Source organism: Streptomyces sp. NPDC005141 (genome assembly GCF_053599975.1).
The window spans coordinates 30,004-42,688 of the sequence record NZ_JBSFYW010000004.1; the positions used below are offsets into that span (position 1 = coordinate 30,004).

11 protein-coding genes and 1 pseudogene are annotated in these 12,685 nt (G+C 71.2%); 6 read left to right on the forward strand and 6 right to left on the reverse strand.

Going from position 1 to position 12,685, the window contains the following annotated elements:
- Positions 1 to 189: 189 nt before the first annotated feature.
- Entirely contained in the window at positions 190 to 1,386 is a 1,197-nt protein-coding gene (locus tag ACWD68_RS04290; RefSeq protein ID WP_451804950.1) for a glycoside hydrolase family 64 protein, read from the forward strand.
- An 89-nt stretch (positions 1,387 to 1,475) separates the two neighbouring features.
- Here the strand turns inward: ACWD68_RS04290 and ACWD68_RS04295 are convergent, their stop codons facing one another.
- Together ACWD68_RS04295 and ACWD68_RS04300 are read right to left on the reverse strand one after the other, a co-directional pair.
- Entirely contained in the window at positions 1,476 to 2,621 is a 1,146-nt protein-coding gene (locus tag ACWD68_RS04295; RefSeq protein ID WP_451804951.1) for a sulfite oxidase, read from the reverse strand.
- Positions 2,622 to 2,654: 33 nt separating this feature from the next.
- Positions 2,655 to 3,317, reverse strand: a complete 663-nt coding sequence (locus ACWD68_RS04300) for a TetR/AcrR family transcriptional regulator (protein ID WP_451804952.1) — start codon at positions 3,315 to 3,317, stop codon at positions 2,655 to 2,657.
- A 125-nt stretch (positions 3,318 to 3,442) separates the two neighbouring features.
- Here ACWD68_RS04300 and ACWD68_RS04305 point away from each other — a divergent pair, with 125 nt between their 5' ends.
- The gene (locus tag ACWD68_RS04305) at positions 3,443 to 4,003 is read left to right on the forward strand and encodes an NAD(P)H-dependent oxidoreductase (protein WP_451804953.1); all 561 of its coding nucleotides are present in this window, start codon (positions 3,443 to 3,445) and stop codon (positions 4,001 to 4,003) included.
- 125 nt (positions 4,004 to 4,128) lie between these two features.
- A complete protein-coding gene (locus ACWD68_RS04310) occupies positions 4,129 to 4,806 on the forward strand; it encodes an AIM24 family protein (protein ID WP_451804954.1) in 678 nt (225 codons plus the stop codon).
- 56 nt (positions 4,807 to 4,862) lie between these two features.
- Here the strand turns inward: ACWD68_RS04310 and ACWD68_RS04315 are convergent, their stop codons facing one another.
- From ACWD68_RS04315 to ACWD68_RS04325, 3 genes are all read right to left on the reverse strand, one after another.
- Positions 4,863 to 6,638: a M4 family metallopeptidase gene (locus tag ACWD68_RS04315; RefSeq protein WP_451804955.1), complete on the reverse strand. Its 1,776-nt coding sequence runs from the start codon at positions 6,636 to 6,638 to the stop codon at positions 4,863 to 4,865.
- A 338-nt stretch (positions 6,639 to 6,976) separates the two neighbouring features.
- A complete protein-coding gene (locus tag ACWD68_RS04320; RefSeq protein ID WP_451804956.1) occupies positions 6,977 to 8,041 on the reverse strand; it encodes a polyprenyl synthetase family protein in 1,065 nt (354 codons plus the stop codon).
- Complete coding sequence (locus ACWD68_RS04325; protein WP_451804957.1) at positions 8,041 to 9,093, reverse strand: tetratricopeptide repeat protein; 1,053 nt, start codon at positions 9,091 to 9,093, stop codon at positions 8,041 to 8,043. Before ACWD68_RS04325 ends, ACWD68_RS04320 begins: the two co-directional genes overlap by 1 nt.
- Before the next feature lie 327 nt (positions 9,094 to 9,420).
- Between ACWD68_RS04325 and ACWD68_RS04330 the strand changes: the two are divergent.
- A pseudogene (locus tag ACWD68_RS04330) lies at positions 9,421 to 10,315 on the forward strand (aminoglycoside phosphotransferase family protein).
- 6 nt (positions 10,316 to 10,321) lie between these two features.
- Here ACWD68_RS04330 and ACWD68_RS04335 read toward each other — a convergent pair.
- Positions 10,322 to 11,161: a helix-turn-helix transcriptional regulator gene (locus tag ACWD68_RS04335; RefSeq protein ID WP_451804958.1), complete on the reverse strand. Its 840-nt coding sequence runs from the start codon at positions 11,159 to 11,161 to the stop codon at positions 10,322 to 10,324.
- Between the two features lie 102 nt (positions 11,162 to 11,263).
- Between ACWD68_RS04335 and ACWD68_RS04340 the strand changes: the two genes are divergently transcribed.
- Together ACWD68_RS04340 and ACWD68_RS04345 are read left to right on the forward strand one after the other, a co-directional pair.
- Entirely contained in the window at positions 11,264 to 11,971 is a 708-nt protein-coding gene (locus tag ACWD68_RS04340; RefSeq protein WP_451804959.1) for an SDR family NAD(P)-dependent oxidoreductase, read from the forward strand.
- A gap of 58 nt (positions 11,972 to 12,029) precedes the next feature.
- Entirely contained in the window at positions 12,030 to 12,656 is a 627-nt protein-coding gene (locus ACWD68_RS04345) for an alpha-ketoglutarate-dependent dioxygenase AlkB (RefSeq protein WP_451804960.1), read from the forward strand.
- The last annotated feature ends 29 nt before the right edge of the window (positions 12,657 to 12,685 follow it).

The window sequence follows — 12,685 nt, forward strand, 5'->3', positions numbered from 1 at the left end:
AAGGCCCCTTACACGCGGCGCATCCGAACCCGCCTTCGCCGCAGGCAAATTGGACCGGACCAACTTTGTGTGAATCGTTGACATGTACGTAACCTGGCGCAATTCTGAGAGCGCTCTCAAAGGAAAGCGGACGAGCCGCGTCCGCCGGAATCCACCTCGCTGAACCCCCACATCAAGGAGGCAGAGAGAGTGCGCGTAAAAACCAGATGGCCGGCTTGGGCGCTGGCCTCGGCCACACTCACGGCCGCATTGCTCACCTTCGGCGCGCCCTCCCGCGCCGAGGCAGCGGTACCGGCGACCATTCCCCTCACGTTCACCAACAACTCAGGCCGCAGTGAGCCTGTATACATCTACGACCTCGGCACACAGCTCTCGACGGGACAGCAGGGCTGGGCCGACGCGAACGGCACCTTCCACGCGTGGCCCGCGGGCGGCAATCCGCCGACTCCCGCGCCCGACGCGTCGATCGCGGGACCGGCCAACGGCCAGTCGAAGACGATCCGGCTCCCCAAGTTCTCCGGACGGATCTACTTCTCGTTCGGGCAGAAGCTCGACTTCCGTCTGACGACCGGCGGTCTCGTGCAGCCGGCGGTGCAGAATCCGAGCGACCCGAACCGCAACATCCTCTTCAACTGGTCCGAGTACACGCTCAACGACTCCGGTCTGTGGATCAACAGCACCCAGGTCGACATGTTCTCGGCCCCGTACGCCGTCGGAGTCAAGCTCCCCGACGGGACCACGAAGAACACCGGCCACCTCAAGCCGGGTGGATACAACGGCTTCTTCAACGCGCTGCGGGGTCAGCCGGGCGGCTGGGCCAACCTGATCCAGACCCGGTCCGACGGTACCGTTCTGCGGGCTCTCGCTCCTGGGCACGGCATCGAGGCGGGCGCGCTGCCGGCCACCGTCATGGACGACTACATCAACCGCGTCTGGCAGAAGTACAGTTCGTCGACGCTGACGGTGACACCCTTCGGCGACCAGCCGAACACCAAGTACTTCGGCCGGGTCTCCGGCAACGTCATGAACTTCACCAACAGCTCCGGAGCGGCCGTCACCAGCTTCCAGAAGCCCGACTCGGACAGCATCTTCGGCTGCTACAAGCGGCTCGACGCGCCCAACGACCTGGTGCGCGGCCCGATTTCACGCACCCTGTGCGCGGGCTTCAACCGCTCGACGCTTCTGACCAACCCCAACCAGCCGGACACCAGCTCCGCGAACTTCTACGTGGACACGGTGACCAACCAGTACGCCCGCAAGATCCACGCGCAGATGGCCGACGGCAAGGCCTACGCGTTCGCGTTCGACGATGTCGGCAACTACGAGTCCCTCGTCCACGACGGCAATCCGCAGGGGGCGTTCGTCACGCTGGATCCGTTCAGCTGACGGAAGTTCCGTGGGGACGGGAGCGGGGCGCGGTGTCCCGGACAGGAACCGCCACCCCGTTCCCGTCACGACGCAGGTCTTCGTGGGCGTCATGGGCGGCCGTCGGCGTCGACACCGTCGTCGGGATCCAGGCACAGCACGGGGACCCGCTGCACGAGGTTGTTCACGAAGCCGCCCCGGTTCCACGGCTGTTCGAGGGGCTGCGTGTGCCCCTTGGCGTCGGTGGCGCGCGCGCTGAGCACATGGTGACCGGGGGTCGCCGTCCAGCTGAAGCGCCAGGGAAGCCAGGCCCAGCGATGGCCGCCGTCGCGGTCCAGTTCGGCCGGGGACCAGGAGCGCCCGTCGTCCGTACTGACCTCGACCCCGGTCACCGGCGCGCGACCGGACCAGGCCCGCCCCTCCAGGGTGACGGCGCCCGGCCGGACCGCCCGCGAGCGCGACATGAAGTCGGGGAAGCCCGGCGGGACCAGCAGGGCGCGCGGGGCGATCCGGGTGACCGGTTCGCCCTCGTCCCCCGCGTCCTGCCGGAGCCGGTACGCCACAGCCTGCTGGAATCCCCGGAACGGCGTCTCGGTCACCGTGATCTCGCGCAGCCACTTCACGTGCGCCATGCCGTACCAGCCGGGCACCACGAGCCGCAGCGGATGCCCGTGCTGGGGCGGCAGCGGAGCACCGTTCATCGCGTACGCCACCAGGACCTCGGGCTCCTCGCCCCGCGCCACCTCCAGCGGCAGGGCTCGCTGGTAGTCCTGCTCGATCCCGCGCTCGACCCCGTGATCCGCGCCGGTGAACACCACGTCCACCGCGTCCTGTTCGGCCTCGGCCTCGGCGAGCAGCACCCGCAGCGGCACGCCCGTCCACTCGGCCGTCCCGACCGCCTCCACCAGCCACGGCTGACTGACCGGCCGGGGTGTCAGGAGGGCGCGCCCGTTGCCCGCGCACTCCATGGTCACCCGCTGTCTGACCGCGGGATACGCCTTCACCTCGTCGATCCCGAGCAGCAGCGGGCGACGCACCCGCCCGCCGAGAACGAGCCGCCAGGAAGCCTCTTCCGCGTACGGGATGTCGTAGTGCGTGAGCACATAGTGCAGCCCCGGTGGTGTGACCTCGTAGCGCAGGGCCTCCAGCGGCAGTCCGTGGTTCCGGGCGGCGAGAGCCAGCTCCTGGGCACTGATGCCCTCGTCCGGTCCGGCCAGCCGAGCGGGTGCGCTCATGTCCTCGAGACGATGCCCCATGGCCGCATTGTCCGCCCGCCCGGGGAGGCGGCGCTAGGCGAAGCGCGGGCCGACGCTCCGGTCGACCAGATCGCGCCAGCCGGACTCCAGGCGCTCCAGCGGCATGCCGCGCTGGCGGGTCAGGTGACCGATCAGGGCGGGTTCCAGGTATCCCATCAGGGTCTGGGCGACGAGCTCGATGTCCGTGGCCGTGCCCGAGCCCGTCTGACGCAGCAGCATGCACACGTGCATGAAGCGGACGCGGTACGGGGCGGAGGTGAAGCGGCGGGTGGCCTCGGGCTCGGCGGCGAGATAGAGGTCGAGCTGTTCGGAGGTCTGACGCAGGGCGTGGCATCCGAAGGCGTGCAGTCGCTCCGCCGGTGAGGCGCCGGGGCCCAGCGGGGCCGGACCGCCGATGAAGGCGGTCTGGAAGAGCTGCTCGGTGTGGTCGAGCAGGGCCATCAGCAGCCCCGTACGGTCGCCGAAGCGCCGGAAGACGGTCCCCTTGCCCACCGCCGCGGCGGTGGCGACGCCCTCCATCGTGAGCTTGGCCACTCCCTGCTCCTCGACCAGCCGGGCGGCGGCCTCCAGCAGGCGCGCCCGGTTGCGGGCGGCGTCGGCGCGCAGCGGAGCGTCATCACGGCCGGTGAGCTCCATGAGGACGGGCTCGTCGGACGATTCCTGTCGCTTCGGAAACGGCGGGAGTGGGGTGGACATGAAGCCAGCGTAACGGCAACCGGGGACAACTGGACTGCGGTCCGCTTCGGTGGTACACCTTTAAGCGGACCTTGGTCCGTTTTGTTGCGGCAGTGTTTCAGCGTTTCCAGTTTCGGGAGATATCCATGTCCGTACGCATCCTCGCGCTCGTCGGCAGCCTGCGCGCCGGTTCCCACAACCGCCAGCTCGCCGAGGCGGCCGTCAAGCTCGCCCCGGAGGGTGCCGAGGTCGAGCTCTTCGAGGGCCTGGCCGAGATCCCCTTCTACAACGAGGACATCGACGTCGAGGGCAGCGTGCCCGCCGCCGCTGCCAAGCTGCGCGCGGCGGCCAACGCGTCCGACGCCTTCCTGCTCTTCTCGCCGGAGTACAACGGCACCATCCCGGCCGTCCTCAAGAACGCCATCGACTGGCTGTCCCGTCCGTACGGCGCCGGCTCCTTCACCGGCAAGCCGGTCGTCGTGGCCGGTACCGCGTACGGCCAGTTCGGCGGTGTCTGGGCGCAGGACGAGGCCCGCAAGGCCGTGGGCATCGCCGGCGGCACCGTCCTGGAGGACGTCAAGCTCTCCGTCCCCGGCTCCGTGGTCCGCTTCGCCGAGACGCACCCCGTCGACGACGCCGAGGTCGCGGCCCAGCTCTCCGAGGTCGTGAGCCGTCTGCACAGTCACGTCGGCGCCCCCGCCGCCTGACAACTCAGCTGTGGGCCGGTCCGGTTGACCCGGGCCGGCCTTCGCCATGTCGCAGCTCCGTCACCACGTGTCCCAAGATCGCCACGCCTCTGGCGGAGCCCCGTCCTCCGCGACACGATGCCCGCATGAAGAGTGATCTCTTTTCCAGTGACCACATGGTGCAGCCCGCGGTCGCGCCGGGCATGACCGTCCAGAACGCCAAGTCCATCAAGTACGCCGTCCAGGGCGAGATGTTCGCGCGCCAGGGCGCGATGGTGGCCTACCGGGGCAATCTCCAGTTCGAGCGCAAGGGCCAGGGCGTGGGCGGCATGCTCAAGCGGGCGGTCACCGGCGAGGGACTTCCGCTGATGACCGTCCGCGGGCAGGGTGAGGCCTGGTTCGCGCACGAGGCACAGAACTGCTTCATCGTGGGCATCGAGCCCGGCGACGTGTTCACGGTCAACGGCCGCAACATCCTGTGCTTCGACGCCACGTTGTCGTACGAGATAAAGACCGTGAAGGGCGCGGGCATCAGCGGCGGCGGCCTGTTCAACAGCGTCTTCACCGGTCACGGCAGCCTGGGCCTGATGTGCGAGGGCAACCCGCTGGTCATTCCCGTCTCCCAGCAGCAGCCGGTGTTCGTCGACACGGACGCGGTCGTCGGCTGGACGGCACACCTGCACACCTCGCTGCACCGCTCGCAGTCGTTCGGCTCGATGATCCGCGGGGGCTCCGGCGAAGCCGTACAGCTGAAGCTGGAGGGCGAGGGCCACGTCGTCGTACGTCCCAGTGAGGCGACGCCGCAGAAGCCGCAGCAGCACTGATCCGGGAAACGCCAAAGGGTGCCCCGCCGTCCGGCGGGGCACCCTTGTGTCGTCCGTCAGTGCCCCGCGGCGGGGGTGTTGGCGGCGGTGACGTTGACGGCGGCCCAGGCCTTGCCCACCGCCTTGTACTCGGCGCTGCTCGCTCCGTACATGTCGGCGGCGGCCTTGAGCGTGGCCTTGCGCGCGTCATGGAAGTCGGTCGTGGAGACCATGTAACGGGTGAGCGCCCGGTAGAAGATGGCGGTGGCCTTGGTCCGGCCGATGCCGGCCACCCGCGAACCGTCGTACGTCGGCGAGTCGTACGTCACACTGCCGATCGTCTTGCGGCCGCTGCCCTCGGCGAGCAGGTAGTACGCGTGCGAGGAGACACCGGAGCCGGCGTGCACCTCGGTGTCGTACGCGGCGGGCGACCAGTAGTCGACCGTCCCCTCGAGCAGGTCGAGGGACGGGCGGTCGAGGCGCCGCAGGAACTTCTGGGCGAGGCCCAGCTTCTCGCCGACCAGGTAGTTCGGCGGGTTCTTCGGATTGTTCGCCGAGAACTCGACGTTCGAGCCGAAGATGTCGGCGAGCGACTCGTTGAGGGAACCCGGCTCGCCGTACTGGTTGCCGTCCTCGTCCACGCGGGTGGGTTCGAGGGCGGCGGTCGCGTCGACGACGCCATGGGTCAGTTCATGACCGGTGACGTCGAGGACGACGAGCGGCTTCTTGAACAGGTCGCCGTCGCCGTCGCCGTACAGCATGCAGCCGCACGTCGAGTCCCAGAAGGCGTTGCCGACCTTGTCGCCGAAGTGGACCATTCCACGGGCACCGGCGCTGTTGTTCTTGATGCCCTTGCGGCCGAAGGTCTTCTTGTAGAAGTCCAGGGTCTTGGTGATGCCGTACTGGGCGTCGACCGCCGCGGTGGCCCGGCTGGAGGTGGTGCCGCTGCCCCACTTGTTGTCGCCGTCGGTGAACTTCTTGCCCCGCGCGAAGGACTCCAGTTCCTGCCCCTTGGCGTCCCGGGTCTCGGTGTTCCACCGCTTCGGGTCCTTGAGGAGATAGCTGGTCCGCGCGGTCCGGGTGGTGGTCAGCGCCACCTTGCCGGCGAAGAGGGAGGCCCCGCTTCCCGTGGCCGTGGCCGGGTAGTGGCCCGCGGCGGAGGCGCTCGTGAGGCCGGAGAGCCCGGTCGCCGTGCCGGTCTGCGGGGTCGCGTGCTCGCCCCGCTCGCGCAGCGTGTCCGCCAGGGACGGCGATATGAACTCGTCGCTCTCCGGGGTGTTGCTGCGGATCCGGCCGCTCCGCGCGTCCACGACGACCGTGCGGGAGCCGCCGGCCTCAGCGGTGTCGCTGTCCGTGACGAGCACCTGGTAGGCGAGTGCGGCGGCGCCGTCGCGGGCGTCCACGACGAGTCGGGCACTGCCCGCGTCGCCCTTCGCCGCGGCCGCGGCCTTGCGCTCCGCCTCCTGGGGCGTCAACTTCGCCTCGACGGTGGACGGTTCGACCACATGGTCGGCGGCCCTGGTCACGCCCAGGTACTCCGCCCGCTCGCCGAGGTGGACGACCAGATCACCGCCGAGGACCGGAAGGCCCTGGTGGGTGCGGACGAAGCGGACGTGCTGCTTTCCGTCCGGGTCCTTCATCACGTCCTTGGCCTGAAGGGTGTCGCCCTGGGTGACACCGGTGGCCGAGGCGTGCGCGAACGCCGCCACCCTGGCCGCGGCCACCGGCGACGAGGCCGAAGTCGCCGCGAGGGCGGGGCCGTCGGGGGCGGCCGCGAAGGCGGGGCCCGGGAGCGTGGCGGCCGTCGTCACCGCGACGGCGATCGCCACGCGGCGTATGTGGGGTCTACGCACTGAGTTCCTTTGCACTGGGCGGCCGGGATCGCCGACCGCCGTACGGCACAGCGCTGTTGGGCGCCGTGGGGGCTGTCGGGCCCCGAGTCGCCACCCTCACCGATTGCTCATGTACATGTAAAGAAGAAAGATCCCTTTTCTTGCTTTTGGGGGCTTCTCTTTACGAATGTTTGCTTTTCGGTGATCAAGGAGTGACCAACAGTGCGCCGACCGGACAGATGTGAGGGGGAATGAGGCGGTTGCCTGGCGGCGCCGATTGCCGCACGTATGTGACCCATGTCGCACCACGCCGGCCCGGAGCGGTCGGGCCCGGCGGTGCGGGGCGGGGGGCAGAGGCGTCAGATCGCGCGGTCGGCGAGGGCGGACAGCACCGTGCGCAGGTCCGCCGCCGGCCCCGGGGCGAGGGGCACGCCCGCGAGGAGCGTGTCCGCGGCGGTCAGATGGCGGCGCGCCTCACGCACGGCCGCCGTGCGACCGCCGGCACGCTCGACGAGGGCCGCCGCCCGGCGTACGCCCGCGCCGTCGAGAGAGGCGGAGGACCCCAGGAGTACGGCGAGTTCGGAGCCGCCGGGGGCGCCGAGGGCCACGAGCACCGGCAGGGTCTTCTTCCCCTGCCGCAGGTCGCCGTGGACCGGCTTGCCGGTGACCGACGGCTCACCCCAGATGCCCAGCACGTCGTCGGCGATCTGGAAGGCGACGCCGAGATGCCGTCCGGCCCGGTCCAGCACGCTCACGGTCCGGCCCGGCGCACCGGCCAGCCGGGCGCCGAGTGCCAGCGCGCAGCCGAGCAGCGCGCCGGTCTTGCGCTCGGCCATCGTCTCGTACTCCCCCGCGCCCACCGCCTCGGGCCCGGTCCAGGGACGGTCGGCGAAGAGCAGGTCGTCGGCCTGACCGCGGACCAGGTCACCGAGGGCCGTGGTCAACTGCCGTACGGCGGGACCGGCATGGGGAGTCAGGGCCAGGGTCTCGACGGCCAGCGCGAACAGCGCGTCGCCCGCGAGGACGGCGGGACCGGTGCCGTACGCCTTCCACAGGGCGGGGCGGCCGCGGCGCAGCGCGTCGCCGTCCATGATGTCGTCGTGGAGCAGCGAGAACGTGTGGACGAGTTCCACCGCGACGGCCGCCGGTACGCCCGCCTCCGCGTGGCCCGAGACGGCCTCCGCCCCCAGGACGGCCAGCGCCTGCCGTACACCCTTGCCCTGGCTGTGGTCGGCGGGAGCGCCGCCGACCTCGCGGCGGCCGAGCGCGTATCCGGCCATCTCGGCGATCCAGGGGTGCAGCCCGTCCACCGCCTCGGCCAGGGCGGGGGCGGCGAGTTCGCGGCAGCGGCGCAGAATCCGCGCGGCGGTGGGCGGCGCCGGGACGGTCGGGACCGTCGAGCGCTGCAGGGCGGTCGAACTCATCACGCGGCCTCCGCCTCGCCGGTCCCGGGCGTCAACCCGAGCTCTGTCCGCGCCCGTTCGACCATCTGCCGGGCGTGCCGCAGCCCGATGCCCTCCAGCGCCCCGGCCAACTCGTCCAGTTCGGAGGCGGTTTCGGTGTGGCCCCGGCCGAGACGGGCGAGGGACTTGACCAGACCGAGCCGGGACAGGGCCCGGCCGCGGGGTTCGCTCATCGCCTCGAACTCGGCCAGCGCCTGCGTGTAGACATCGCGGGCCTGCTCGTAACGCCCGGCGCGGTAGAGGACGTTGCCGCGCATCTTGTGGTTGTAGGCGAGCGCGCCGGACAGCTTCATCGCGCGGCAGGACACCTCCGCCTCGCCGAGCAGCTCCAGCGCGCGGTCCGCGTCCCCGTCGCGTACGGAGACGATGTCCGCGAGACCCCGCAGCGCCCAAGCGTGGCCGCGCCGGTCCTCGGCACGGGCGGCGATCTCGGCCGCCTCCTCGAACATGGCGTACGCGCTCTCGTACGCACCGGTGTTGCGGTGGATCTGGGCGATGCCCTCCAGGGCCCACACCGTGTGCCGGGCCTCGCCGCGCTTGCGGGCCTCGGCCAGCAACTGCTCGTGCAGGGTGGTCACGGCCGCGTAGTCGCCCTGGATGCGGCCGGTCTCCGCCATTCCGGCCAGGGAGTAGCCACGCACCACGACGTCCCCCGCCTGTCCGCCGAGTTCGGCGGCCAGCCGCAGCAGCCGCCACGCCAGCGGGAACGCTCCGCGCTGGCGGGCCAGCGTGCCACCGCTCCACAGCGCCCATGCCATCGCGGCCGGGTCGCCGGCCTCACGGGCGGTGCGGTAACTCGCCTTCCACGCCCGGTCGGCTTCCGCCACCTGCCCGAGCCTGCGGTGCGCCTCGGCGACCGCGAGGCCGGACCGGGCCGCCTCGGCGCGAGCGCCCGTGCGCTCGGCGGCGCGCAGTTGCTCGGTACCCGCCGCGAGGACGTCGGTCAACGAGGAGTTCACGGACAGGGTGGTCAAAGCGCCCTGGTACTCCGGGGCGAAGGCCTTGCCGTACATGAATGCCTTTCCGTATGCCACCGGCCGCACGCGGGTGATCACGGCCTGCCGGTGGTGCTGAATCTGGCTCCTTGGAGGCGTTGACGTGAGAAGACCGTGCTATACGCTCGACGTATACACGGCATGTATACGCAAGAGGTATAGTGCGTCCGATTTCCACCAGCGAACTACTGCTTCCTGGAGGTCGACGCGCCATCCGCCCGTTGCCGATCAAGACGGCGATCGCGTCCGCGAGGTTGCCTGGCGGCCCGAAACGCGTTGCGGGACGGCTCGAACGGGACGCAGGATGGCGGAAGTCGACCTTCTCCCCACGGAAAGCAGGCGCCCATGCCCGCAGGCCCGATGCACGCCGACGAGGCTCGGATCGACGGTTCGCTCGTACGACGCCTGCTGGCCGAGCAGTTCCCGCGGTGGGCCGAACTGCCGCTGAAACGGGTGGAGTCGGCCGGGACCGTCAACGCCCTCTACCGTCTCGGCGACGACATGGCCGTCCGTCTCCCGCGTATCGCGGACGGGGCCGACGACGTGACCAAGGAGCACGCGTGGCTGCCGCGGCTCGCCCCGATGCTCCCCTTCCCGGTCCCCGAGATCCTCGGGCTCGGCACCCCGGCGGCGGGCTATCCGTGGCACTGGGCCGTCCTGCGCTGGCTCGACGGCGACCTGCCGGTGCCCGACGCCCTCCCCGACGCGCCTGCGCTGGCCGCCGATCTGGGCGCGTTCGTCGCCGCCCTGCGCGGGATCGACCTGCCCGGCGGGCCGACCGCCTACCGCGGTGTACCGCTGGCCACCGTGGACGCCGAGACGCGCTCGGCGATCGGCGAACTCCGCGGCACGATCGACACCCGGGCCGCGACAGCGGCCTGGGAGGAATCGCTCGCGGCGCCGCCGTGGACGGGCCCGCCGCTGTGGCTCCACTCGGACCTGATGCCGATGAACCTCCTGACCCGCCGGGGCCGCCTCACGGCCGTCCTCGACTTCGGGACCCTCGGCACCGGCGATCCGGCCTGCGACCTCATTCCGGCCTGGAACCTCCTGCCGGCCGCAGCGAGGTCCGTCTTCCGGGAGGCCGCGGGTGCCGACGACGCCGCCTGGGCGCGGCCGCGGCTGGGCCCTGTCCATGGCCCTGATCCAACTCCCGTACTACCGCACCACGAACCCGGTGATCGCGGGCAACGCCGAGCACGTGATCCGCGAAGTGCTCGCCGACCGCCGGAGTTCGTAGCCGGCGTCACTCCACCAGAGCCTGCGTGCCGAGAACGCCGAGGAGGACGAGGCGTTCGGCGTCCTCCGTGCCGGGCTCGGCCGTGTAGAGCATGATCCGCAGGTCGCCGCCGGCGACGCTGAGCACATCGCAGTCCAGTGTCACGGCCCCGACCTGGGGATGATCGATCGTCTTGCGGGACGCCTCGTGGCGGCCGACGGTCCCCGAGTCCCACAGCTCCGCGAACCGCACGCTGTTCGCGCACAGGTCGTCGATCAGCTGCATCAGGCGCCGGTCCGTCGGATACCGGCTCGCGGTCGCCCGCAGGTCGGCGGCGAGCGTCGCCTCGAAGGCGCGCCGCTCCCGCGGTGTGTGCCGTACCCGGCTGCCGGGTCCCACGAAGTTGCGCCAGACGCCGTTGCGTTCATTGCCGCGCCACCCCGACGGATCGCCCAGCAGGGCCGCGTACAGCGGGTTGGCCAGCAGCAGGGTCCACGCCGCGTCGTACACCGCCACGGGCGTACCGTTCAGCCGGTCGAGCAGCCGGTGAACGCCCGGAGTGATGTGGGCGGGCACCATACCCCGGCCCGGCGGCACCAGCCCGGCCACCTGGAAGAGGTGCTCGCGCTCGGCTCCGGAAAGCCGCAGCGCCCGGCCCAGGGCTTCGACGACCTGCTCCGAGGGGTGGGCCGCCCGGCCCTGTTCGAGGCGGGTGACGTAGTCGACCGAGATGCCCGCGAGCAGGGCCAACTCCTCGCGGCGCAGTCCGGCCGCGCGCCGGTGCCCGCCGCCGGGCAGCCCGGCGGCCTCAGGTGAGACCCGGTCGCGCCAGCGCCGCACCGTCCGCCCGAACTCCGTGTTCGCCATGCCACCAACTGTGCACCTCCGCGCCCGGACCTGCCTGGTACCGGCGGTCCCAGGAAGACGGGACTCCTGGCTGTCCGCGCCGTGCCGCCGGACTCTGGACGCATGACCACAACACTCATCACCGGAGCGAACAAGGGCCTCGGCTTCGAGACCGCCCGTCAGCTCGTCGCGGCAGGCCACACCGTCTACGTGGGCAGCCGGGACCCGGAGCGCGGCCGGCGTGCCGCCCAGGAACTCGGGGCGCGCGCGGTCGTCATCGACGTCACCGACGACGCGTCCGTCGCCGCCGCCGCGAAGACCATCGAGGCCGAGGGCGGCCTGGACGTCCTGATCAACAACGCGGGCATCGAGGGGCGCGGCGAAGGGAACAGCGTGTTCGGTGCCGCGGAAGTCACCGCCGGGATGATGGGCGAGCTTTTCGAGACGAACGTCCTCGGCCTCGTCCGTGTCACCCACGCCTTCCTGCCCCTGCTCCAGCGGTCCGCCGCCCCGGTCGTGGTGAACCTCAGCAGCGGCCTGGCCTCGCTGACCCGGGTCGGCGACCCGTCGAGCCCGTCCCACGCGTACCCGGGCGTCGCCTATCCGGCGTCCAAGACAGCCGTCAACATGATCACCGTGCAGTACGCGAAGGCGTTCCCGGACATCCGGATCAACGCGGTGGAGCCGGGCTACACGGCCACGGAACTGAACGGCAACACGGGGACGCAGACCGTGGAGGAGGGCGCCGAGATCATCGTGCGCATGGCGCGGAGCGACGGGGACGGACCGACCGGCGGCTTCTTCGACGCGGCGGGCCCGGTCCCGTGGTGACCACGACACCCACTCACGCCATGGAACACATATTCGATTACCGGAGTACGCTGGCCCCATGTCCACGCACCTCCAGGGCTCACTCTTCGATCAGACCGACGAACTCCGACTCGGTCCACTGAACGGGACGCGCCGCACCACGCTGGGCGACGGCGCCTGGATCGACCTGCTGCCCGGCTGGCTGAGCGGCGCCGACGAGCTGTTCTCCCGCCTCGCCGCCGAGGTGCCCTGGCGGGCCGAACGTCGCCAGATGTACGAGCAGGTGGTGGACGTACCCCGGCTGCTCGCCTACTACCGCGCCGGCGATCCGCTGCCGCATCCCGTCCTGGACGAGGCCCGGGACGCGCTGTCCGCGCACTACGCCGACGAGCTGGGCGAGCCGTTCACCACGGCCGGGCTCTGCCACTACCGGGACGGCCGCGACAGCGTGGCCTGGCACGGGGACAGGATCGGCCGGGGCGCCCGGGAGGACACGATGGTCGCCATCGTGTCCGTGGGCGCCCCGCGGGATCTCGTGCTGCGGCCCCGCCGTGGCGGGGAGACCGTGCGGCGCCCGCTGGGCCACGGCGACCTCATCGTCATGGGCGGCTCCTGCCAGCGCACCTGGGAGCACGCGATCCCCAAGACGGCGCGGGCGTCGGGACCGCGGATCAGTGTCCAGTTCCGCCCCGACGGGGTGAACTGACCGTCGCGGCCGTTCCCGCCGGGGCCTGC